At 57.1% G+C, this 20,917-nt stretch carries 24 protein-coding genes; 17 read left to right on the top strand and 7 right to left on the bottom strand.

Translation table 11 applies throughout. The annotated features are described in order from the left end of the window. Positions 1–326: 326 nt before the first annotated feature. From KLP40_RS19260 to KLP40_RS19275, 4 genes are all read right to left on the bottom strand, one after another. Positions 327–803: a BLUF domain-containing protein gene (locus KLP40_RS19260; RefSeq protein WP_215595469.1), complete on the bottom strand. Its 477-nt coding sequence runs from the start codon at positions 801–803 to the stop codon at positions 327–329. A gap of 90 nt (positions 804–893) precedes the next feature. Beyond that, the gene (gene mobV / locus KLP40_RS19265; RefSeq protein WP_215595470.1) at positions 894–2,546 is read right to left on the bottom strand and encodes a MobV family relaxase; all 1,653 of its coding nucleotides are present in this window, start codon (positions 2,544–2,546) and stop codon (positions 894–896) included. A gap of 793 nt (positions 2,547–3,339) precedes the next feature. Then, positions 3,340–3,696, bottom strand: coding sequence for a hypothetical protein (locus tag KLP40_RS19270; protein ID WP_215595471.1), 357 nt, complete (start codon positions 3,694–3,696; stop codon positions 3,340–3,342). Positions 3,697–3,778: 82 nt separating this feature from the next. Continuing rightward, positions 3,779–5,101, bottom strand: coding sequence for an alpha-amylase family glycosyl hydrolase (locus tag KLP40_RS19275; RefSeq protein ID WP_215595472.1), 1,323 nt, complete (start codon positions 5,099–5,101; stop codon positions 3,779–3,781). Between the two features lie 830 nt (positions 5,102–5,931). Here KLP40_RS19275 and KLP40_RS19280 point away from each other — a divergent pair. Genes KLP40_RS19280 through KLP40_RS19290 form a run of 3 tightly spaced genes read left to right on the top strand, consistent with a single transcriptional unit; the run spans position 5,932 to position 7,954 of the window. Then, complete coding sequence (locus KLP40_RS19280) at positions 5,932–6,870, top strand: replication initiation protein (RefSeq protein ID WP_215595473.1); 939 nt, start codon at positions 5,932–5,934, stop codon at positions 6,868–6,870. A gap of 26 nt (positions 6,871–6,896) precedes the next feature. Beyond that, on the top strand, positions 6,897–7,187 hold the full coding sequence (locus tag KLP40_RS19285; RefSeq protein ID WP_215595474.1) for a hypothetical protein: 291 nt from the start codon (positions 6,897–6,899) through the stop codon (positions 7,185–7,187). After that, entirely contained in the window at positions 7,184–7,954 is a 771-nt protein-coding gene (locus KLP40_RS19290) for a Fic family protein (RefSeq protein WP_215595475.1), read from the top strand. The genes KLP40_RS19285 and KLP40_RS19290 overlap by 4 nt, the downstream gene beginning before the upstream one ends. Positions 7,955–8,079: 125 nt before the next feature. On the opposite strand, the gene KLP40_RS19295 is transcribed toward KLP40_RS19290, so the two are convergent. Together KLP40_RS19295 and KLP40_RS19300 are read right to left on the bottom strand one after the other, a co-directional pair. Continuing rightward, complete coding sequence (locus KLP40_RS19295; RefSeq protein ID WP_215595476.1) at positions 8,080–8,391, bottom strand: hypothetical protein; 312 nt, start codon at positions 8,389–8,391, stop codon at positions 8,080–8,082. A 79-nt stretch (positions 8,392–8,470) separates the two neighbouring features. Next, on the bottom strand, positions 8,471–9,127 hold the full coding sequence (locus KLP40_RS19300; RefSeq protein WP_215595477.1) for an AAA family ATPase: 657 nt from the start codon (positions 9,125–9,127) through the stop codon (positions 8,471–8,473). 356 nt (positions 9,128–9,483) lie between these two features. Between KLP40_RS19300 and KLP40_RS19305 the strand changes: the two genes are divergently transcribed. Beyond that, positions 9,484–10,155 carry a recombinase family protein gene (locus KLP40_RS19305; RefSeq protein ID WP_215595478.1) on the top strand — a complete coding sequence of 224 codons (672 nt, stop codon included), beginning with the start codon at positions 9,484–9,486 and terminating at the stop codon, positions 10,153–10,155. A 74-nt stretch (positions 10,156–10,229) separates the two neighbouring features. Here KLP40_RS19305 and KLP40_RS19310 read toward each other — a convergent pair whose 3' ends face one another. After that, positions 10,230–11,135, bottom strand: a complete 906-nt coding sequence (locus KLP40_RS19310) for a helix-turn-helix domain-containing protein (RefSeq protein WP_215595479.1) — start codon at positions 11,133–11,135, stop codon at positions 10,230–10,232. A gap of 120 nt (positions 11,136–11,255) precedes the next feature. Here KLP40_RS19310 and KLP40_RS19315 point away from each other — a divergent pair, with 120 nt between their 5' ends. From KLP40_RS19315 to KLP40_RS19375, 13 genes are all read left to right on the top strand, one after another. Next, a complete protein-coding gene (locus tag KLP40_RS19315; protein WP_215595480.1) occupies positions 11,256–11,480 on the top strand; it encodes a hypothetical protein in 225 nt (74 codons plus the stop codon). Positions 11,481–11,484: 4 nt separating this feature from the next. Further along, a complete protein-coding gene (locus tag KLP40_RS19320) occupies positions 11,485–12,243 on the top strand; it encodes a Rha family transcriptional regulator (protein ID WP_215595481.1) in 759 nt (252 codons plus the stop codon). 31 nt (positions 12,244–12,274) lie between these two features. Next, positions 12,275–12,763: a hypothetical protein gene (locus tag KLP40_RS19325; RefSeq protein WP_215595482.1), complete on the top strand. Its 489-nt coding sequence runs from the start codon at positions 12,275–12,277 to the stop codon at positions 12,761–12,763. Positions 12,764–12,815: 52 nt separating this feature from the next. Then, a complete protein-coding gene (locus tag KLP40_RS19330; RefSeq protein ID WP_215595483.1) occupies positions 12,816–13,826 on the top strand; it encodes a hypothetical protein in 1,011 nt (336 codons plus the stop codon). A 258-nt stretch (positions 13,827–14,084) separates the two neighbouring features. Beyond that, positions 14,085–15,149, top strand: a complete 1,065-nt coding sequence (locus tag KLP40_RS19335; RefSeq protein ID WP_215595484.1) for a hypothetical protein — start codon at positions 14,085–14,087, stop codon at positions 15,147–15,149. Beyond that, positions 15,146–16,594 (top strand): replicative DNA helicase, encoded by a 1,449-nt coding sequence (dnaB, locus tag KLP40_RS19340; protein ID WP_215595485.1) that lies wholly within the window; start codon positions 15,146–15,148, stop codon positions 16,592–16,594. The genes KLP40_RS19335 and dnaB overlap by 4 nt, the downstream gene beginning before the upstream one ends. Positions 16,595–16,648: 54 nt before the next feature. Beyond that, positions 16,649–17,011 (top strand): hypothetical protein, encoded by a 363-nt coding sequence (locus KLP40_RS19345; RefSeq protein WP_215595486.1) that lies wholly within the window; start codon positions 16,649–16,651, stop codon positions 17,009–17,011. Positions 17,012–17,051: 40 nt separating this feature from the next. Continuing rightward, positions 17,052–17,921: a hypothetical protein gene (locus KLP40_RS19350; protein ID WP_215595487.1), complete on the top strand. Its 870-nt coding sequence runs from the start codon at positions 17,052–17,054 to the stop codon at positions 17,919–17,921. Between the two features lie 527 nt (positions 17,922–18,448). Further along, the gene (locus tag KLP40_RS19355) at positions 18,449–19,126 is read left to right on the top strand and encodes a terminase small subunit (RefSeq protein ID WP_215595488.1); all 678 of its coding nucleotides are present in this window, start codon (positions 18,449–18,451) and stop codon (positions 19,124–19,126) included. 50 nt (positions 19,127–19,176) lie between these two features. Further along, a complete protein-coding gene (locus KLP40_RS19360; protein ID WP_215595489.1) occupies positions 19,177–19,962 on the top strand; it encodes a terminase small subunit in 786 nt (261 codons plus the stop codon). Continuing rightward, a complete protein-coding gene (locus tag KLP40_RS19365; RefSeq protein ID WP_215595490.1) occupies positions 19,949–20,251 on the top strand; it encodes a hypothetical protein in 303 nt (100 codons plus the stop codon). Before KLP40_RS19360 ends, KLP40_RS19365 begins: the two co-directional genes overlap by 14 nt. Positions 20,252–20,255: 4 nt before the next feature. After that, a complete protein-coding gene (locus KLP40_RS19370) occupies positions 20,256–20,588 on the top strand; it encodes a hypothetical protein (protein ID WP_215595491.1) in 333 nt (110 codons plus the stop codon). Between the two features lie 101 nt (positions 20,589–20,689). After that, on the top strand, positions 20,690–20,854 hold the full coding sequence (locus tag KLP40_RS19375; protein ID WP_215595492.1) for a hypothetical protein: 165 nt from the start codon (positions 20,690–20,692) through the stop codon (positions 20,852–20,854). Positions 20,855–20,917: the final 63 nt, after the last annotated feature.

A 20,917-nucleotide genomic window follows, 5' to 3' on the forward strand; every position in this document is an offset into this window, starting at 1 on the left:
CGAGTGCCTGCATGGCCTCATTCACGAAGCCGTAGCGCAACTCGGGCCCTTCCAGGGTGGCTACTCCGGCCGGGAGCCGACGAAAAAGTTGCTCGAAAGGAAGCATACAACCACAGCTACTACCCGCTCGGAGAAAGGCGGGGCAATGACAAACAGAAAATACAACAGCGTACCTGTTCCGACGGTAAAGCAGGCCCGCCCCTGTTTCAACCGTTGAACAAGCTCTCTGGAGGGAACAGGGCCGTTAAAACGGGTAGTCACAACCAGAAGTTGGCAACTACCCGTTGATTGCCCGGTGCAACCATCCTCCCACCCGGGTTGCGGTACTACGTAGGCGTATCAGTGGAGTCACTGGGGGTAAAGGCCTGTAGGTAATTATGGGAGGCAGGAGTTCCGAGGACCGCTAGGCGCACGAGTTCCAGCAGCGTAGCGTCGGCAATGGAGAGCGTGGCGGGAACCGGCGGCAGGTGGGAAGGGGAAAGAAACGCCTGCAACGCATTAAACGCGGCCAACTGCAAGGGATGAAAGGCCATGGCCCAATTGGCAAAGCTGCGCGCGGTAATGGGCCGCTCCACCAGCTTCTGCACGTGGGAGTGGCGGCCGTCGCGGGCAATCCGTTCAAAAAGGGCGTCAACCACCGCCGGCTCGCCCTCAAAAAGCTGAGCAATATGACCGTGACTGTAAAACAGGATGCCGGTGATGCCGGTCCGGGCATTATCCTGCTGGCATTGGGTGAGCAAGACTTCCAGTTGCTGGTCTGAGAGGGGCTGAACGGCCTGACTCAAATAAACGATGTGCTTCATAGAAGGCGCAAAGGTACGGCGCGGCCAGCAAGCCTACTAAATCGAGACATTGATCAGGTTCGCGTTTGCCTCGGAGGAACTGGCTGTGGCTCACATGGACATTCCCCGATCCATTCCCTTTGGCTCCCGTTCCCGTTCAATCATGCGCACCGCACCCTCGCGCCTGTTGCGGTGCGCATAATCCTCCTGTACCTCTATACCTTCCGTTTGCCGCGCTTGGCGAAATACGGTATTGATGCTTTCCACCGTGGTCCAATTAAAGACGTAGCTCACGCTTAAAACCGTACGCTTATCAGGTAATACCGCGGCCTTCCAGACACTGGCGCCGGCCTTCTCCACCGCAGCTTCCACACGTGCTGCTTTATCCGCATGCACCGTAATGGTGGCGTGCATTGCGTGCGGGTGGCGCGCGACCTCCAGTCTCTTTTGCTGCAATTGCTCTTGCAGCTGCTCCTGCTTGGTGCGTTCGACGGCCTGCTTCATTTGTTCCTTCAGCGGCTGGCCATTGATTCGCAAGGAGACTACCATAAGCTGCACGGCAGTTTCCGACTCCCGCAGAATGAGTTTATCCTCCTTATTCCTAACGAGTTTAAAGCCGTGCTGTTCCAGCATCTCTCTTACCTGCTTCGGATCCGTTACCGGGCCCCGCAACGCGGTAGTGATCAGATGCTCCGCCCGTTGCAGGCTGCGGGCTTGTTGCTTGCTGCCAAACTCCGTCTGATTCGCGTTTAAGCCCTCCCCCTGCAGTGTCCGGACAATCAGGCGGTGGTACTGTCCCTGCACGTTGGATAAAGCCTTCTCCTTTTCCGCCAGGGCTTGCGTTTTTTGGGCCAACTGAGCTGCCACTCGCTGCTCGTGCTCCTTGCTGGTGGCCAGCTGCTTTTCCAGAATGCGAACCCGTTCCTGTGCCAGCGTATTGGCCGTGGCAATGGTCGAGACCTGCGCCAGCTTGGCATTGACGGCGGCCACCTGCCCGGCGGCGTGTTCGTTCAGCCGGGCCTGCTCCCGTTCCAGATACGCCTGCGGGCTGATTCGCTCCAGCGCCTTCATGGCCGGTAGTTGAAAGGGAACGTGCACCAGCGGCTTGGTTAACTCGGCCAGTTCCTGTTGGCTGGTTTTCTGGGCCCCATAATAGCGACGCACATCCTCGTGGATGGCGGTGCTGTACATCACGCCCCGCTTGAGTCCGTAGGGCGCCATGGCCTGGGCGTAGTCGGTTTGCAGCTGCCGTAGGGCGACGGGACTGAACAAATCCCGGGCTGACAGTCGCTCAACCGCCCCTACCCGTTCACCCTTGTGCAGGCGCTGCTGTTGGGTGATAGGGACGACCATGGCGTGTAGATGAGGAGTGCTTTCGTCCTGGTGCAGCATGCAGCCGATCACGTTCCGGACCCCATAGCGCTTCTGTAAAAAGTCCAGATTATCCTTCACCCATTGTGAGCCCCGGATGTCGGCCCGCTGGCCGGTTACCGCATCCTTGGGAAACTTCTCTTCGCTGGCCGTGAGTAAGACTTCCACGACCCGAACCGCATCCTTGCGCAAGCGCGGCAGCTGCAGCTCGGCGATGCGCTCCGTGGCTAGGTCCCAGTAGCTGCGCTGCTCGTGATTGATCAGTTCCTGGTTGAGATGGCGCAAAGCCGGGTCGGCATTGGGCGTATCCTGGGTCCGGTAATTATGATGGGCCGCGCTCTGCGCCTGCTCCCGGCTGGCAATTTTAGTGACGCGGATGATAGCAAATGCCATGAGCGAATAGATAAGATAAGTGGTATGTGAAGATGTCCTCCCTCTTAAACTAATGTGTAGTGGGTTATACATTCAACGGAAATCGTTGCGACTATGTTAACGGTTTACTCGCTTGCTTTATTGCTATGCCCTTCCGAAGGAAGTGTATATTCTCTAGCTATGATGGCTCTCGGTTTACGATTTATATGCAAGGTACCGTCCCGCTCTCTAGTCATGATCAACGGTCCAGCAGAGGGATTTTATTGTGGGATGATCGTATCGTCAGTAGGGCATTGGACAGCTTGAGTATGTTGGATTTTTTATATTCAACACTTATGCTTAGTTGTGGCGCCATGGGTATACCTCCCCTGCTCCGACGAGCAAGGATACCAATTATCTTCCCCGACTATGTATAATGTGACAGCAGTGTCATCAGAATCACCGGTTACTTAGTGGTCTTCGTAAAATTCAAATGGCTAGTATTAACAGTCAACAAAGAATCCAGCATACCAACGAACTATAGTAATACTTCTCACTATCTGTTAGGCCTTCTTATAGCAGCGGGGGGGCAAAATTGCGTTAAGCCTTCCCCAGCCTTTGCGGTCATGCGGCTCTCAAAATCCTGTTCGCCCAGGCCCAGAAAAGCACATGGGTTTGAGTTTACGAAACTCATCTCGTTTTCGCGTTTCGTAAACGTTGAATCGTAGACGGGTTCCTTAAACTCTCTCGACCATGCAGTAGGTCTCTAGCACCTGATGCTGAACTGCTGCTGGTCGTTCACGGAAAGGAGCGTATTCCTAGCTGCTCCGGCCAGTCATTCTGTTTCGTGGGGGCGGTTATACTCTGGGGCATCGACTACATAATCGACGAGGATGCTATCGCCTACTCGCAGGGCCGGGTCTCGGGAATTTCCTTCAAACCACTTACCCTGTAGCTGGAATCGATAGGAATAGGAAAACTGCTGCGAGACGGGGCTATTGCCGAAGAAGTTTTTCTTATCAATCCCTACTGCCTTGATGGTGGCCGTTTTCCTTTCAAATGCCTGTGTTATCCGGTGCCCTTGGACACAGGTGCGAAGGAAATAGCCAAGCGTCAGCACGATAACGACCAAGCCAAACCAGCCCGAAAAGTCGATAGAGGTCTTGCGGGATTTTTTTTTGATTTTCGCCAAAGTCGTTTGAGTTGGGCTCGTTCAGGGAAACGGTGGCAAGATAAACGCGCTTCGCTTGGTGAAATGAGGGTGTTATCCATCGCTAGCGCTGCCATAGGGCGTAGCCATAGGCCGGCAGGGTGAGCAAAGTACTGACAGCTACCGGCGCAGCGGTCAGCGCATTCGTCCAAGTCGCGCCTTGCACGGCCATGGGCAGGGCCACGGTCGTGGGGGTGCCCCGGACATTAACCAGTACGAGCACTTCCTCGGTGCCCAGGCGGCGGTGCACCAGCAGGACATCTGTGCTGGCCGAGAGGTCTTCCACGCTGCCCCGGCGCAGGGCCGGCAGCCGCTGGTATACGTTCAGCAGCCCGCGATAAAAAAGCCCCGCCGTCGGATCGAGGCCCCAGCGGATGGGGGTACGCTGGGCATTCATCCGGGCCGGGTCGCCTGCTTCCTGGCCGTTATAGAGCAGCGGCGTCGCCCCGAACGCCACCGTAGCCACGTACGCCGCTCGCGCTGCCGCTTCGCTGCCAAATCGCACGGCCGGTATGCCCGCTTGCACTTCGTCGTGGTTGGTGGTGAAACGCAGGCGGGTGCGTCCAGTAGCCAGCCCCTTCATCTCCTGCCGGTGAGCGGCTATCAGGCGGCTGGCCGGTTCCCGACGCACGAACACGTGGTGCAGCGCGGTGTGGAAGTCCCAGCCAAAGGCCATGTCGAAGCCGGACGCGTAGTGACTGGCCCGGCTGCCTTCGGCCAGCAGCAGCAAGTTGGGGTTGGCCTGGCGTAGCTCGAGCAGGGCCTGGCGCCAGAAGTCGTCGGGCAACAGGTCCGCCGCATCGCAGCGAAAGCCGTCAACGCCGTGCTGCGTCACCCAGAACTTCATGGATTCAATCATTTCCTGCCGCAGCCCAGCCTGGTTGTAGTCCAGGTCGGCCACGTCGGTCCACTGGGGGGTGGGGTGCACAATGCGGCCGGTGGCGTCGCGGGTGTACCAGTCGGGGTGGGTCTGAATCCACGGGTGATGAAACGAGGTGTGGTTGGCTACCCAGTCCAGCATCACACGCAGGCCCCGGGCGTGAGCGGCAGCCACCAAGGCATCAAAGGCGGCCAGGTTGCCGAATTCGGGGTTAATGCGGCGATAGTCGTCGACCGCATAGGGCGAGCCCCGGGTGGGATAAGGCGGCATGAGCCACACCACGTTGCCCCCCACCCGCCGGATAGAATCGAGCCTGGGTAGCATCCCATCCAGGGTGCCCGCGGCGCTGAAATTGGCGATAAACACTTCGTAGAGCACAGCATCGCCAGCTGCCAGGGCCGGTAGCGGGCTGATGTTGGTCGCTGGCGTGGTGGGCTGGACGGACTCCTTGCCGGCGCAGCCGGCGAAAGCCAGCAGGCCAGCGGCTGCCAGTGAAAATAACTTCATCCTGCTAAATTACAAGGGTTTCAGTTCGCAGCTACTCAGGCAAAATGAAGCTTATCAAAACGGCTTTATCATTCCGCATATGGTGTTCACTTTAACGGTGATTTCGGTAATCCGTGACTTGCAGCTACGTCTGCAAAAGGCTAGGGAAGGCTTAACGTAATTTTGCCCCCCCCGCTGCTATAAGAAGGCCTGTTAGTTGGAGTAGGAAAGGCTAAATTGAAAAACGACTTTTCATCAGTCATATCATGTTGAATAGGTGCCTCGGTACTATGGCCCCATCACAGGATATCAATTAGTCTGTGCTGACTGATAAAAAGTCGTTTTTACGTCTTGTCGGGATTCTCAAACGGATGAGTGTGATAACTATGGTCATGCACAGACAGTACATGAAGCGAGACTTTTACTAACAGCAGGAACAGATAAAGTATAATTGAGTATTAAAATAGTACAATCACTTAACCCGGTTTTGAACTTCTTTGTGCTTTCCGTTTTGCTGCTTTTCCCTCACCATTTCAAGTTATATACTCACACCTTAAAAGCTATTGTTCGGGGCTCGCGTGTGTATCAACAACTTGTGTATTTTTAGGTATTTGTCTATTTGCAGGACTCACAACTTATTGATATACTGCTAGATATGCGCTTTAAAAACGACTTTTTATCAGTTAAAAACGACTTTTTATCAGCGAACTACGACTTTTTATCAGTTAAAAACGACTTTTTATCAGTCAGCTTAGGGTGTAAAAACGACTTTTTATCAGTTAAAAACGTCCTGTGAAAACAGTTGTAGTTTTTCGTCGCTTTTCTATATTTGTGTTCTATCCCATTCCCCTATGGAAGCATCTGAATCACTGGAAGTCAGGCAGCATAATGCCATCACTACGGCCCGCTACGATTACACGGCCTGCCAGCTAGATCTGCTGTTCTTTCTGCTCTCCAAGTTACGTCGGGAAGACAAGCCCAATCAGGAGTACCAGATCCACATGAATGAGGTGGTAGCCATGACTGGGCGGGAATGGCACTACAAGCAACTGAAGGAAGCAACCGAATCCATGGGCTCGCGCATGTTCGAGGTGGAGAACGACCACTCGTACGTGCAGCTGTGGATGTTTCAGAAGGTAGAGTATGTCAAGGGCCAGGGCTACCTGCGTATCCGCCTCTCGGAAGATATTCGTCCGTACCTGTTCGAGTTGAAGAACAACTTTACCTCCTTTCAGCTATTCTCAGCTCTGAAGATATCGAGCAAATATGCCAAGCGTATCTACCAGATGGCGTCGCAATGGAAGGACATCGGAGAAACGAAGACCTACGATCTGGACGAGTTCAAGCACATGCTCAAACTCAAGGATCCGAAGGGGAAAGAGCCGGAGCAGTTTCAGCGCATTAGTGATCTGAAGGCCAAGGTACTCGACATTGCCGTGCGCCAGATCAACGAAAACACGGAACTCAAGATCGGCTACACCCTGCTTAAGCAGGGTCGCTCTTTCCACGCCGTGCGCTTCTACGTGACTAAGCAGCAACCCAGGCAGCTACCAATTCCATTCGATGAGTCCCCTGAGCAGGCCAAGATTCTGATGGCTCGCCGGCATCTGGAGTCGCTCAGCATCAAAGACCCGAAGCTGGTTGCGCAGATCATCGGGGATGAGAAACTCGTAGATGAGCTGTTTAAGTTTATGTACCGCCTCAAGACCGATAAGATCAAAGCCGACAAGAACCCGGGCGGCTTGCTGCTAACGGTGCTCGGGCTCAAATCGCCGGCCAAAAATGCTTAGTCTGGGCCCCTCTCCCCTACCCTGCCATGACCACTCATAACCAAGAAGCCTATCGCGCGCTCAGAGCCTACCTGACGCACTTACTGACTGACCCACGGGACAAGGCCCTGGAGGAAGTGCCTACACCGCTACGCGCCAGCGTAGAGGCCTTCATGCAGGGCAAGACGGTGTACCACGATGCTGCTGACCGCCCCATCATCTACGCACACGATTTGGCCGCCTGGGCGCACCAAGTCGTCCACGTCTCAGGGCTGGAGTACCCGGTCGCACTGGCTACCGTCGACGTTGACCGGCTGCGCCAAGCCATGGCGGCATGAGCGAGTGGGAGGAGATTGAGCGTCTGACTGCCTTGGTGCAACAGCTACCTGAGGCAGACAGGCTATCACGTCAGCAGTTGAACCACGTGCTGGTGTCGGCTCACTCGACGATGATTGAGGGCTCACGGGTAACGGTGCAGTCGGCCTTGGATTTCCTAGTACGCGAGGAAGCAGTCATCGACCCGACGCTTCCGTGGGACGGCTACGACATGCTGGCCGACCATGCCCAAGCGTTGGATATGGCCCTGCAGTGGGCCGATGAGAAACGGCCCGTCTCCGCGCAGTTGTTGCAGGAGCTGGCCGGCGCCGTGATGCGGACCACCGGATTGCGGACCTACAGCATCTTGGGCAGTACCGATGCCGCCCGCGGTGACTTCCGCGTCGATAAAGTATCCATCATGGGGGCCAGTTCGTTTCCGAACGCCCAGAAGGTCCCGACACTGGTTGAGCAGCTTATCCGGCAACTCCGGCAGCGTATGGCTACAGCCACAACATTACAGGATCAGCTGCACATCGCCTTTGATGCGCACCAGCAACTGGTAAGTATCCATCCGTTCAACGACGGCAATGGCCGCACGTCCCGGCTGTTGATGAACTTCATTCAGCACTACTTCAAGCAACCCCTCACCGTTGTGTTCCGGGAAGATAAGAAGGAGTACTTCGCTGCGCTGGAAAGCAGCCGCCAGACGGATGACTTAGAAGTATTCCGTGTATTCATGACGACTCAACACATCAAGTCGCTGAACCATCAGTTGTTGAGCACTTAGTTTACAACTAAAACAACAACTCTTATTAGTTCTTCTATAAGTTGCCATAAACACCCTTTAAAGACTGATATTACGGGTTGTGAAAGGCGTAGCATCTGCAATCGGTTTTACAACTAAAGCACCAACTACTTCGAGTTGCTCTTTTTTGTCATTTTCCCAATCTTCTCTTTCACGGCGGCCAGGACAAAGTCGTGAATGGAAATACGGTCCCGCTTTGGTAGCGTGTCCTGAATGGCACGTATCTGGGCCAGTTCGCTTTCGTAGATTTTGAACGTAAAGGATTTGAGTTTATCCTCCTCGGGTGTGATCTTGGCAGCGGCTGCTACCGGTGACTCCAGCACGGAGCCGCCTTTATTGATCATCTCCTGCATGGCCGCATTGGACAGGGAGGCTGGAGGCGTAGGAGGGAGGCCGAGCTTCGGTTTCTTGGTGGCCATAGGGTACGTGTAATGTTGTGGTACAACACCTATTTACACAAGCTTATTCAGTTGTAAAACAGGTTGTGATTTCAGAATTCTACTTGGTTGTCGAAACAGCAGCCTGTACGCTTGCACACAGCTCGTTAACTTCAGTAACGGCTTTTTCATCAGCCGGCTTTATTTCCAGCACACCTAGACCGACAGCGGCAGCATTGGCAAAGGAAATACGGTTGCCTACTGATGTCTCCAGAAACTGCAGGTACTCGGAACCCCGCAACAGTTCGGCCGCCTCCTCCTTGTACGTACCACGGGCATCGGCCTTATTGATGAAGGTGAGCGAACGGAGACCCGGGTTGAAAGGCGCCACCTCGGCAATGAGGTTCTCCACTTTGCGTAGCGTCCAGATGTCGAGCGAGCGGGGAGCGAACGGAACCAGGTATACATGGGAGATCGTCAGGGCCGACCGCTGGCTGACCGTATCACGCCCACCGGTATCAATGACAATGTCGTCGCACTTGGTGGCCAGGCGCTGCACCTGGGCGTTGAGCTCGCGGCCCGTTACTTTAACGGCGGTGTAGCCCAGGTCGCCATCAAGCGACTGGTGACGAAAGGACGTGAAGTCCGTAGCCGACTCCTGATCGTCGGCATCAATGAGGATGACGTCGCGGCCTTGCTGGAGCAGGTAGATCGTCAGATTCGTTGCGATAGTGGTCTTACCACTGCCTCCCTTAATGCCGCCTACCGTGTAGATCATGTTGTCGTGGTTGAACTGCCTTGGGTTGTTAATTTAGTTGTAAAACTAGTTGTTATGATTGAGTAAACGATAGAAGGTGTTCTTCTTCCCAAAAGGGGATTTACACGCTAAGCCCACTTATCAAAAAGAGTGATCAAGTAATAGACGAAAAAAAGACGATCATAAGGAGTACAGGAGGGGGTGCGAGTAGCTTATCAAAAATAGTTTCCTGGCGATGGTATAATGCGGGGTGAACTGGACGCGCAAGTAAAGGGCCGACGGGCACAAACGGGCCTTGGGAACATTTTATAAACGCTCGTTTATAAAATGTTCCCGGGGCCCTATCTTGTCGCCCCCACTTGCTACTTGCCTGTTTTATGCCTCCTCTTCAGTATGTGCCCTACTACCGGGTATCCACCCAGCGGCAGGGCCAATCCGGCCTCGGTCTGGAAGCCCAGCGCGCCGCCGTGCATGCCTTCGCTCCCCAGCCGGGCCAGTTGCTCCCTGAGTTTATCGAGATAGAAAGCGGCCGGAAGAATCACCGGCCCCAGCTGCTGGCCGCCATCGACTCGGCCCGCCGGCAGGGCGCGACCCTGCTCATTGCTAAGCTTGACCGGCTTTCGCGCAATGCGGCCTTCGTGCTGACCCTGCGCGACAGTGGGGTGGACTTCGTCTGCTGCGACATTCCCGACGCCAACACGCTTACCGTGGGCATGTTTGCCATCATCGCCCAGCACGAGCGGGAAACCGGTTCCCGCCGCACCCGCGAGGCCCTGGCCGCCAAGAAGGCCCGCGGCGCCCAACTCGGCACGCCGGCCAACCTGACGGCCGCCGCTATTGAGAAGGGCCGCCAGGTACGCCAGGCCAACGCGCAGGACAACCAGCAAAACCGGCAGGCGGCCCGGCTGGCCTCGCTGCTCCACGCGCAGGGCTTCAACAATGAGCAGATTGCCCAGGAACTCAACGAGTCCGGCTACCGTACCCGCCGGGGCAAAGAGTTCTTCCGGATATCGGTGCACCGGCTGCTCCAGCGAGCCTTGAAAAAATAACGCGAGCCACTGAGGGCTTTGTTTAACTCGGGCGCCCTACCGCATCGGGTGGGCTGGCAATGGCATAGGCAGAGCTATTTGGTGGTGTCGGAGTTGGTATTCGTATTGGGCAGCAGGATGCTTTCCTCTGGCAACGTGGCGGCGTACGCGCGGGCTTCGCGCTGGATCATGGCCAAATAATCTTCCTGATCTTCAACGGGGCCGTTGTCACGCTCAAACAAGGGGAGCAACTGCAGGGCCAGGCCACGCAGGTAGCTATCCGATTTTACTTCCGGATGGTAAACATCACCGATGAAGGTGTAGAGCATCTGCCGCCATACCGGCTCGTCTTTCGTGCGCTCGATACGCTGGCGCCGGAGCTGGGCGTTGCGGGCCTGCTTGAGTGTTTGTGTAATAGAAGCCATAGCAGGAGCAGGTCTTGCCGCTGGGCGGCCCACTGCTACCTGCGGCTTCGGCATTTGCGGGCGGTCTTTGCTGCCATCTCCCCGAATAATATAGAGTAGATCTATCTCATAGTGCGCATCAAGCATATAGACTAGTTTAAGCGTGCAGTGGTACCGCCCGGACTGTATCTCCGAAATGATACTGCGGTGGGCCTGTAATACAGTGGCCAGCTCGGAATAAGTGTTGAAGGCACCCTCATATCGCAGGCGCTGTACCTCTTCCATAAACCGGGCGTCTACATCCGCCTGACTGAAGGTAATAGTCGGTGCCGGGACCGGTTCCATCATCATGTTCGGATCCCTTTTCAGCATATCACCATCTCCTCCCAGCAGCCAATCTGCACGCAGTTCCGGATAAGCAGCCACGATTTTGGCTAGAATTTCATAGCCAGGTTTACTTTGGCGCTTGCCTAAGATGTCCCCGATGGTACCGGTTCGGACACCAATCTTTCTCGCAAAGGCTGCCTGCGAGCCTTTTTCCAAGTTATCAATCAAATGCTGAATGCGCTGATTGACAGTCAATTCAAGTGTGTTCATAGATTGTTTTTGGTTTTTTGACCGAAATATCTTGCTCTTTCGACTTCCAGAACGTTCATTTGCATTAGTATTAATAATATCAAAGAACGGCCGCAATGTACGGCATTTCTTAAAACCGCTATGGCACCAAAAGTCCCAACCATCCGCGAACTGATGCCCGAGGGGTTTCTGCGCGAGTTGACTGCGCGTACGAAATGCAGACAGTCTGCTTATCTGTCCAACATTGTGCTCTGCGAATCCGTGGGCTCGAAGTACTGGCCTGCCGTCGAGGCTCTGGCGCAGGAAACGAATCCGGAAGGTTTTGCCAGCTGGAAAGCCAATCAGGACGAACCTGTTAGCGCCTAAGGCCATGCAAGAGCTCGTGTTCCCCACCGAGGCTGGCAATGCTGCAACGGATACGTTGCGGGTAGCCGCCGCATTTGAGAAGCAACACGAAAACGTTCTGCGCATCTACGACGAACTGAAGTTGCTGCCGGCTATCCGCAGCTGCCACTTCGGCGAAGGCTTCTATACCGATGAGTGCAATGAGCGCCGGCGCAGTGTCCTGATGACCTGCACTGGCTTCAAAAGCTTGGTGAACGGGTTTTCGGGTAAGAATTACGCCCACATAAAACGGATGTTCCTGGCCGAGTTCGAGCGGCTGGAAGCCCAATTGTGCGGCTACGTTCAGCCCCTGCAGGCACTTCCCCTGCTGGGGCTGACCACCCGGGCCAAGCAGGTAGAAGCTGAAACCGGGCTGGCTGAGCACCTACTGGAGCACCCCGCCGGGGCGAAGGGCCTGGCGGCCTATCACAACAACATCATGCGCTGCCTAACGGGTAAAACTGCCTCAGAATACGTGCAGGCAGGTGTTTTCGCGGGCATCTGCCCGCCCTCTACCTCGGGGCGGGAGCTGTTGCGGCAGCTGGAACCGGCCAAAGCCGCTACGGCGGCGTGGATGGATGATCAGATGCGCCGCGGCCGCAGCCTGACCCAGATGACTAAAGCCGGCGTGCACAAGTACCTACCTCTGGCTTTCGAAGCCATGCTGCGCGCCGGCATCGCACCGGCGGAACTGCAATTAGAATCACTCTCAACTCTCGGCGGCTGGCCCCGCCTTAACGCTTAATCAACCCAACCACATTTCAATTCTTCACCTTATGAAAGCTTCTCAAAAAATTGCCAAGGCCACGTCTGTCGCCACCAATGATGCCCCGGCTGCTTCGTCCAAGCCGAAGCGCGCGCCCCGTCCGAAGCGGGCCAGCCGCACGGCGGCAGTTCCGCAATATCTGGTTGTGACGCCGGAAGGCAAGAAGGTTCCGCTCTCGACGGTACGGCCGGGTGATCAGCTGGCCGTGTATACCCTGACAGGTAGCCCGAGCGTTGCTCCAGTGCACACCACGCCGGCACCGATCATCGGTTGGGCCCGCACCAGCACCGGCATTTCCCTGTACCTGCCTGGCTCCACCAACTCTTCATTCCGCTCCGCGCTGGAGGAAGATGGCCTAGTGGAAGAATGCTTTTTCACACCGGCTACGCCTACCACCCTCTGCGAAGTAGCTATCCAGGAGCATAGCGTCGGCGAGTTGGTGTACTACCCGGCAGCCGGACAAACCGCCTATGTAACGACGTCTACGCTACGGGCCTAACCGGGCAAAAAAAACGGGCGCCCCTGGCCGGGCGCCCGCATTTCAATTCTTCATGAGCGGTAAACTCACCACAAAGAAAATGAAATCTCACCAGATCAACGTATCCACGTCGCAACACGCTACCGGTTCATCGGCAAAAGCTCTGAACCCCGATTTTATCAGCATGCCCGGAATGCCGGATTCTTCGGCTCCGGAAGAGCCTGAGTTGTTGCAGCAGTGGCTAAAGGACTCCCTGGAATACATGGCTGACACATCGGCCATCGGGCTTCCGGAAGCTCGCCGGGTAAGCGAGCTGATCGCCCGGCCAGGTTTCACCCAGCAGGCGGGACTGCAACTGCAACAGGCCCTCATTGCCTGCATCCAACAGGCCGACGTCGCGCGGAGCCTGCAACTGAAAAAGCGCATTGTCGACCGTATCCATGCGCACCCGCGCTTGTTTATTCAGACGGTCTTCGGTAGCTGCCGGGCATCATCTTATTTAAGTTCTATTTCCAATCCGTACGTTACCCGTCGGCAGTTGGAACGTATCGATGCCCAGTCAGAAGAAGTGCTCGAGGCCTGGCTCGATTTGTACGCCCTGATTGATATGGCCTTGGTAGATGGGGAGAAGCTGCAACAGCAGATGCGCCGGGCCCTGCGCCGGCCGGGCACTACGGAGGCCGAAGATCAGGCCACGATTGCCCAGCACCTGGAGCGCTTCATCAAAGGCCGCGCCGGCCAGGGAACTTTCAATATGATGGATTCAGCCCGGCACCTCTACGAGATGCTGCTGGATGCGAAAGATCCCAAGCGCTTCATTGAGCTGGTTTTGCTCCAGCTCACCACAATGCAGAATACGACCGGGGTAATGGAGCCCGCCGCCGGCACCACTTCCACGCTGGTCGATGTAGCCCGCCTGAAAGCGCTGGTGCAGCATCTGTTCGTGGGCTATTCCGACAAGGCCAAATCCGATGCTATTTACCGGCTTATTTCAAAGATCTACTGCAATCTGATGGGTGTATCCGAGCAGAACACTTCGATAGATGCCATTAAGCAACTGATAAAGGATTACGAGGCCAGATAGGACCTCCCGAACGTTCACCAACAACGACTGGTAGCCTATGATGCTTGCCCCCCCGAAGTCGCCAATGGATGGCTTCCTATTCTCTCTGCTTCGCCCTATGGACACTGCTCAACCTCTGAGGGCATCCAGCTGAGTAGGAAATCAGCTCCACCGCAATTCTTTCCATAGTTCAATTCCCTGCGGTAACAGGATTGACGACTCTCCTACCCTTGGTCCCGCGGCTGACCCTCCACCAGCCGCGGGCCTATTGCCTGCCTCATGTCCACCGACACCTCCAACCGCGCCTTAATCATCCCGCCCGAAGTGCTGGCCCTGCCCATCGACCTGATCACCTGGTCGGCGCGGCTGGTACTGTCGGAGATCATCGACCTGCATCGACCGCATCACTACGTCTTTGCCATGGATGATCATTTCGCGGAGCGGTGCCTGATGAAGAAGCGCACGGTGGAAGATGCCATGACCCAGCTGCACAAGGCGGGGCTCATTCTGCGGGACGTGGATCAGAAGCGGCCGTACTGGTGCCGGCGCATCATCACCCCCCAGGTGCCCGGCTTGGTGTTCGGCCCACCCACGGCAAAGGAGAAGTTGGCTTACGCGCCCACGGCGAGCAAGGATAAGGGTGCTTCCCTACCTACCGCAGAATCTGCGGTAGGTCTGTCGGAGACAGAGACGGGTAAGGCCCCGGAACTACCTACCGCAGATATTGCGGTAGCCCCTCAGCAACTAGCGCAGCCATCGCCCCTAGCTCCCGCAATATCTGCGGTAGGTATGGGCGACCTCCCGCAAAATCTGCGGCAGGCTCCCGCAATATCTGCGGTTGACCTACCGCAGAATCTGCGGCAAGCTCCCGCAATATCTGCGGACATAAATAACAGTTTAAATACAAGGGTAAATACCAAGGAAGAACCTATACCTACCGCGGCTTCGCCGGCGGGTAGTGGCGAGTCTTCTTTGGAGGGTGAGGAGCTGGCGGCTGAACAGAAGAAAATTCAGGAGCGCTTTGCCAGATGGCAGGCCTGGGCAAAGGAGAATGCCCCGCAGGTGTTGAAAATGAAAGTGCCACTGACGGCTGACAAATTCAACGACCTGCGCAGCAAGTGGGGTGTGACCATGCTGCAGGAAGTGTTTTCGGACATGGACAACTGGGCGCCGCTGCTCACCAAAAACCGCAACGCGTGGAAAACCGCCGACACCTGGTGCCGGAAACGGAAAGAACAGCCTCTGCCACAAAAGGGAAAAATAACCCAGGGCATCACCCCGACCCGGACCTCCGATAGTCTGGCGGATAAGATTCACGGCCAACAAACCAAAGTCATCGAATGAAAACGCCCCAACGCACCGAAACGCTGTCCCCGCCCAGTGATAGCAAACTGGAGGCGTCCTTTCTCGGCGCTATGCTGCTGGAAAAATCCGGTTTGCAGGCCGGTATGTCCCTGTTCCGTAGCAACCACGAGGTTTTCTACGAGGATAAGCACCAGTATATCTTCCAGGCTATCTGCAAGCTCTACAACGTCGGCCAGGCGGTGGACATCCTCACCGTCACCCACCAGCTGAAGGCCGACGGCCGCCTGGATCAGGTCGGAGGCCCGCACTACGTCGCCCAGCTTACCTTCTCGGTGAACGGGGCCGCCAACCTGCAGACCCACGGCGTATTTCTGATGGAGCTGTACTCCAAACGGAAGATGGCCGATGTGGCCCGCCGGATCCTGGCCAAGGCGTATACCCCAACCTACGACGCCCACCAGCTGATCAGTGACTCCTACACGGAGATGAACACCCTGCATGACGTGCTCCAGATCAAGCGGCCCAAGTTCGTATGGGAGCTGCTGGACGAGACGGTAGACAAAATCGAATACGCCGCGCAGCAGCCGGGCGGCCTGACCGGCGTTACCAGCGGGCTTACGACCGTTGACCGGATTACCGGCGGCTGGCAGGCCCCCGACCTGATTATTGTCGCGGCCCGCCCGTCCATGGGCAAAACCACCTGGGCCCTATACATGGCCCGGGCCGCCGCGTCGGCCGGCCTGCCCGGCATATTTTTCTCACTGGAGATGAGCGATGTGCAGCTCATCACCAAGATGATCGGGACCGTAACCAGCTACTCGACGAGCCGCCTGACGCGGGGCGACTTTCGCGGCGGCCTGGATGAGGCCCGCACGATCCGGCCCAAAGCCGAGCCGCTGCGCCACCTGCCCATGCTCATCGACCAAACCCCGGGGCTTTCCATTGGCGAGTTTCGGGCGAAGGCCACCAAGCTCAAAGCCGAGCATAATATTCGGTGGATCGTAGTAGACTACCTCCAGCTAATGACGGGGGCCCGGAACGGGGGCAGTCGCGAGCAGGAGGTAGCCAGCATCTCCCGGGCCCTGAAGGAAGTAGCCAAGGAGCTGAACGTACCGGTGCTGGCCCTCTCCCAGCTCAGCCGGGATGTAGCCAAGCGCGACGGGGACAAGGAGCCAGTGCTTTCCGACCTGCGCGAATCAGGCTCCATCGAGCAGGATGCCGACGTGGTAGCCTTCGTGCACCGCCCAGAGTACTACAAGATCATGGAAGATTCTATGGGCGTTTCCACCGCCAACACTACCAAGATCATCTTCGCCAAGCACCGCAATGGCCCGCTGGAAGATGTCGTGCTGTTCTCGGACCTGCGCTACGGCCGCTACGAGGATATGAACCAGGCGCCGGCCGCGTTGGAGTACAGCAGTTCCACCCGCTTCGTCGGTGCCGCAGCTCCCAGCGCGCCGGATGATGATCAGGACCCTTTCTAGCCCGATCCACCTCCCATTTTCACCCATCCCATTTACCTCCAACTACCTCCTATCATGGCCACCACGAACCTCGATTACCTGACCCGCCTGCAGAATGTGCTGATCGAAACCAAGCAGGAGTACGACGTTTTACAGTACATCTCCATCGATGGCATGGTGGATGTCACGGTCAGCTCGGTAAAGCGCACGGTGAAAATAGCTATCCAGCCCGGCCCGGCCGTGTCGGTTTTTACCGAGCTGTCCCAGGCCGTCTACCAGCGCATTCTGGACCTGGAAAAGGAGCTGGCTTCGGCCATTGAGGAATTTCAGGACGAGATTGGGGCTGATCATCCAATGATCATCATGGCCCGCGCCCTGGCCAACGGAGAGTCTGTCGCTGTGCAGTCCACCGCCCCCACCTCCCGGGCCGCCGCGTAGCCCGCTGCCCTTTTCCGCTCACTTCATCTTCTTTCTGGCCATGCGTTACCGTATCCTGGAACCCCTACAAGCCGACGACACGTTGGCCCAACTTTTCAACACCTACCTCCGCGGCCTCTCCACCTACGAAATCGTAACGGTTCCCCGCGAAACCATGCGCGAGTACCAGCAGGAGATGAAGCAGGAGCTGGCAGTAGAAGCAGTTGATACGCCTTCGTCCCTCATCGACCGTTCCCTGCGCTACTATGAGCTGGTCGTACTGCGCAACTCCCTGCATGGGCTGCACCGCAGCGTAGTGCAAGCGCTGGGCACGCTCAACGGATTTTTCACCACCTACGAGGGCGACCTGACGCGCTTCGCCATTGAGAACAGGATCAGGTCGCTGCAGGAGTATGGCGACGGGGAAGATGATGACTGGCAGTGGAGCGGGGAAGGCGACAAGAATGACAACACCACCTGGAAGCCGACCTACAAGGACGATCCGGAAAGCATCCGGCCCTACTCGCTACATCAGGAGCTGGCTGGCTGCTTCGACGGCTACGACGGCCGGGAAGAGTACATCGGCACCAGTGCGCCGGCCCACTTCGAAATGTTCAGCCAGATCGTGGCTACTCAAACCGAGCTGTCCTTCCGTCGGATCATGGGCTCGCAGTTGGGGGAAGATATTCCGGTATACCGGGCAGAGCCGGGGGGAGAGTTTGCCCCGCTGTCCTTGGCTGATCAGATAGAGCATGAGCTGAACGAGGATCTGGCCAACGCCCGGATCGTCGAGAGGTTCAAGGGGGTACTGGTGCTGGGGGCCGATTTGCTGGAGCTATACCAGACCATGGACCAAACCAAAGTGGAGCCTTACTACCGCCTGCGGGCGTTGCTGGAATGGATGTTGGAGGCATCCTACCGAAAGCCATAGCGGCGGCCACCGTCGGCCAGCACAGCACCTGGGGGCGTCGGCTACCATTACGGCAAGGTAACGGTCACCACCGGCTGCCAGACCGAAGTAACGGAAGCGCACGAATGCTCTATACAGGCCACCCTGCAGCCACGTCGGCGCCCAGGGGTGGCCTGTTCCGTTGACGCTGCTGAAACACTTCCCAATCGTCGGTAACGGCCATTCCAGCATCGTAGCCCCGGTACAGCGGTGGTAGTGCAGCAGCTGAACAACCAAAGTCAGGAATCCGGACCTTGCCCCAACACCTCACAGCCTCGCTCGCGCAACCTCCCTTTTCCGCCCAGCACCACTTCCGCCCGCGTTACTTTTCGTTACCTAATACACGATTCACCGAATCACACTCCCGTTTTTCTACTCTCCATTCCTCAACTCGCCATGAGCTTCGGACTGTTATTGAACCTATTTTGACCACTTGCAAAGAATAATCGGCTTGTTTTGCATTAAATTGCGTTAATTAATAACCATCCCACACCATCTGTTTTCCTAATATGTCCTCATCAGTTCCCGCCACCGCCTTATCCCGTCGCAAAAAGCGCTTCATTGATCTGTTTGCTGAGAGTGGGCAAGCGGTCGAGTCGGTAGAGAAGGCCGGGTATAGCCCCCGCCGCTCCGCCGAGATAGCAAAGGAGTTCCTGAAAGACCCTGCCATCCTTGCCGCCGTCGAGCAGCGCACCCGCATGGCCAGCATCACCCGACCCGAAGCCCTGATGCGCCTGACCGAGATCGGCCGCGGCAGCATGCAGTCTTTCTTGGAAGTGGTGAGCACCCCGGCCGGCGAGCAGGTCCGTATCAACCTCACCAGCGAAGAAGCCCAGCAGAACCTGCACCTGATTAAGTCGGTAAGCCAGCAGTGCTACACCATGCAAACCGCCGATGGGCCGGTGGAGGTAGTAGAAACCGGCCTGGAGCTGCACTGCGCTATGACGGCCATCGATCATATCCTGCACCTGCTCGGCGAGTACCCGGCCCAGAAATACGATTACACCACCAACGGGCAACCCATCAACACGGTGCTGGACATCGGCCGCGTCGCCCGGCAGCTGGGAATTGCCGATGAGCACGTGGCCGGCTTCGTTACGGCCGTCAATGCGGCTGTGCAGGCCCTGCCGTCGGAGAGTAACCACGACACTCCGGGAACCGCTACTCCTGCTGCCGCTGCTGCCTAGCAGCGGCTTTCCCCGCTTATCTACTTGCCGATTATTACCCCCTGTCTCTGATGGCTACCCAGCAGCCCCCACCGTCTGATATACCCGCCGATACCAAGCCCCTGACGCCCCAGCAGCAGCGGTTTGTGGAAGAGTATGCCCAGCATTGGAAGGGAGCCCAGGCCGCCCGCGAGGCCAACTACAGCGTTGCCCGCGCCAAACAGACTGCCCGCGACCTGTTGAAGGATGAGCGGATTCTGGCCGCCATCAAGGCCCGGGCTATCGACTTGGGCATGAGCCAGGAGGAAGCCACGGTACGCATGAGCCAGTGGGGCCGGGCCTCCATTGAGGACGTGATGGAGAAGGTGGTTGTAGAGTACACCCCGCGCATCCACAAGCCCCTGCGCGATATCGTCGCCGAGTTCAAGGACCAGATGGAGTTTGAGCAGGAGTTTGCCATTGCGGCCGAAGCCCTGATAACCGATAAGAAGTTGCAGACGAAGTTCCGGAAGAAGCAAGCGGTTATTCATGCTCTGCGCAAGGTTGAGCTGCTGCGCATGGAAATGGAACTGGCCCGTAAGCCCGATGCCAAACGCTGGGTAAGCGGCGAGACGATTCCGAAGGAGGAAGTTCGCCTGAGCCTGGTGAAGGTGCTGGAGGCCAAAGCCGGCGGCCTGATCAAGAAGATTACCCCTACCCGCTACGGACTCTCGGTAGAGATGCACGACGCGAAGGATGCCACCACGACCATGCTCAAGGTTCACGGTGCCTTCGCGCCGGTAAAGGTGGACCATACCACCAACGGCAACGACATGCCCGGTTCCAACATCATGATGCCCGACAATGGCCGCGACTGATCTGCTGGATGATTGGACTTGTGCGGCCCGCTGGGCGGTAGAAGAGGAAGTGGCCGCCGGCTTTGCCGAGGCTCGCCGGGTTGTGGCTTCGTCGGTGCTGGCCGCCGCTGCCCGCCTCAATGAGCAGGAAGCCCAGATACATGCAAGCTTCTTCGCCCAATACGACCAATGGCTGTTCTGCCAGCATGGCGACCGGCGCAACGGGGGCGAGGGGCTGGGGCCCTGGAGCAGCCGCCACGTTCGGGAAATGCTCTCTCCTGGCTGGCACGGCTGGCATAGTAAATCGTAATTCCATGAGCCACACGCAACCCAACGACCTCACCCCGGCGGTTCACCAGGCCGACCACTTCCACCCCGGCTATCAGGCGGTGCACCGCTGGTTCGGCCTGAGCTACGCCAACTACCTCGTTCTGCCCCGCGCGCAGCTTCAGTCGATGCCGGAGCAGTGGCAGCAGCGCTTCGCTTCCTGCCTGCAGGAGTTCAGGGCCGCCTTCGCCGGCAGCGAGCAGGCCCGCAGCTACCAGATCCGGGCAGTGGACGCGGAAGGCTACTTTGTCAAGGATCCAGTACCGCACTACGATGGCGGCCGGATCCTTCTTCCGATCAATCCTGCTGGCCATGAGTAGCCTGCGCCTGCTTCGGCTACTGCCGGCGCGTGGGGCCGTATTCTGTGCGGTACCGCCTCTCGACTAAGCATTTCAGCGTTTCCCACCTGCTCGCTTTTACAATGAACATCTTCACATCACCCCGTAAGCGCCTGGCCACTCGACGGAGCCAGCAACGTCTGCTCGTACTGGCAACCAATACCGACCGCCTGTTTGCGTTCTACGCCAAGGCCTACGCCGAGCGCCCCCATTATATCATGCCGCAACGGGCGCTACTCCAGCTGTAAGACCGCAAGGCCTCTTTACGATGGCCCGTCTTTCGATGAAACTAGGATGGCCCGTCTTTCGAT

Source organism: Hymenobacter piscis, assembly GCF_018760735.1.
In the GTDB taxonomy this organism is placed as follows: domain Bacteria; phylum Bacteroidota; class Bacteroidia; order Cytophagales; family Hymenobacteraceae; genus Hymenobacter; species Hymenobacter piscis.

Excerpts from the sequence above, each read along its gene's own strand:
- KLP40_RS19370 (WP_215595491.1), top strand. The coding sequence starts at position 20,256 with ATGAGCCACACGCAACCCAACGACCTCACCCCGGCGGTTCACCAGGCC.
- KLP40_RS19315 (WP_215595480.1), top strand. The coding sequence starts at position 11,256 with ATGGCACCAAAAGTCCCAACCATCCGCGAACTGATGCCCGAGGGGTTT.
- KLP40_RS19275 (WP_215595472.1), bottom strand. The coding sequence starts at position 5,101 with ATGAAGTTATTTTCACTGGCAGCCGCTGGCCTGCTGGCTTTCGCCGGC.
- KLP40_RS19325 (WP_215595482.1), top strand. The coding sequence starts at position 12,275 with ATGAAAGCTTCTCAAAAAATTGCCAAGGCCACGTCTGTCGCCACCAAT.
- KLP40_RS19310 (WP_215595479.1), bottom strand. The coding sequence starts at position 11,135 with ATGAACACACTTGAATTGACTGTCAATCAGCGCATTCAGCATTTGATT.
- KLP40_RS19355 (WP_215595488.1), top strand. The coding sequence starts at position 18,449 with ATGTCCTCATCAGTTCCCGCCACCGCCTTATCCCGTCGCAAAAAGCGC.
- KLP40_RS19290 (WP_215595475.1), top strand. The coding sequence starts at position 7,184 with ATGAGCGAGTGGGAGGAGATTGAGCGTCTGACTGCCTTGGTGCAACAG.
- KLP40_RS19285 (WP_215595474.1), top strand. The coding sequence starts at position 6,897 with ATGACCACTCATAACCAAGAAGCCTATCGCGCGCTCAGAGCCTACCTG.
- KLP40_RS19350 (WP_215595487.1), top strand. The coding sequence starts at position 17,052 with ATGCGTTACCGTATCCTGGAACCCCTACAAGCCGACGACACGTTGGCC.
- dnaB (WP_215595485.1), top strand. The coding sequence starts at position 15,146 with ATGAAAACGCCCCAACGCACCGAAACGCTGTCCCCGCCCAGTGATAGC.
- KLP40_RS19320 (WP_215595481.1), top strand. The coding sequence starts at position 11,485 with ATGCAAGAGCTCGTGTTCCCCACCGAGGCTGGCAATGCTGCAACGGAT.
- KLP40_RS19360 (WP_215595489.1), top strand. The coding sequence starts at position 19,177 with ATGGCTACCCAGCAGCCCCCACCGTCTGATATACCCGCCGATACCAAG.
- KLP40_RS19335 (WP_215595484.1), top strand. The coding sequence starts at position 14,085 with ATGTCCACCGACACCTCCAACCGCGCCTTAATCATCCCGCCCGAAGTG.
- KLP40_RS19280 (WP_215595473.1), top strand. The coding sequence starts at position 5,932 with ATGGAAGCATCTGAATCACTGGAAGTCAGGCAGCATAATGCCATCACT.
- KLP40_RS19330 (WP_215595483.1), top strand. The coding sequence starts at position 12,816 with ATGAGCGGTAAACTCACCACAAAGAAAATGAAATCTCACCAGATCAAC.
- KLP40_RS19365 (WP_215595490.1), top strand. The coding sequence starts at position 19,949 with ATGGCCGCGACTGATCTGCTGGATGATTGGACTTGTGCGGCCCGCTGG.
- KLP40_RS19345 (WP_215595486.1), top strand. The coding sequence starts at position 16,649 with ATGGCCACCACGAACCTCGATTACCTGACCCGCCTGCAGAATGTGCTG.
- KLP40_RS19300 (WP_215595477.1), bottom strand. The coding sequence starts at position 9,127 with ATGATCTACACGGTAGGCGGCATTAAGGGAGGCAGTGGTAAGACCACT.
- KLP40_RS19375 (WP_215595492.1), top strand. The coding sequence starts at position 20,690 with ATGAACATCTTCACATCACCCCGTAAGCGCCTGGCCACTCGACGGAGC.
- mobV (WP_215595470.1), bottom strand. The coding sequence starts at position 2,546 with ATGGCATTTGCTATCATCCGCGTCACTAAAATTGCCAGCCGGGAGCAG.
- KLP40_RS19295 (WP_215595476.1), bottom strand. The coding sequence starts at position 8,391 with ATGGCCACCAAGAAACCGAAGCTCGGCCTCCCTCCTACGCCTCCAGCC.
- KLP40_RS19305 (WP_215595478.1), top strand. The coding sequence starts at position 9,484 with ATGCCTCCTCTTCAGTATGTGCCCTACTACCGGGTATCCACCCAGCGG.
- KLP40_RS19260 (WP_215595469.1), bottom strand. The coding sequence starts at position 803 with ATGAAGCACATCGTTTATTTGAGTCAGGCCGTTCAGCCCCTCTCAGAC.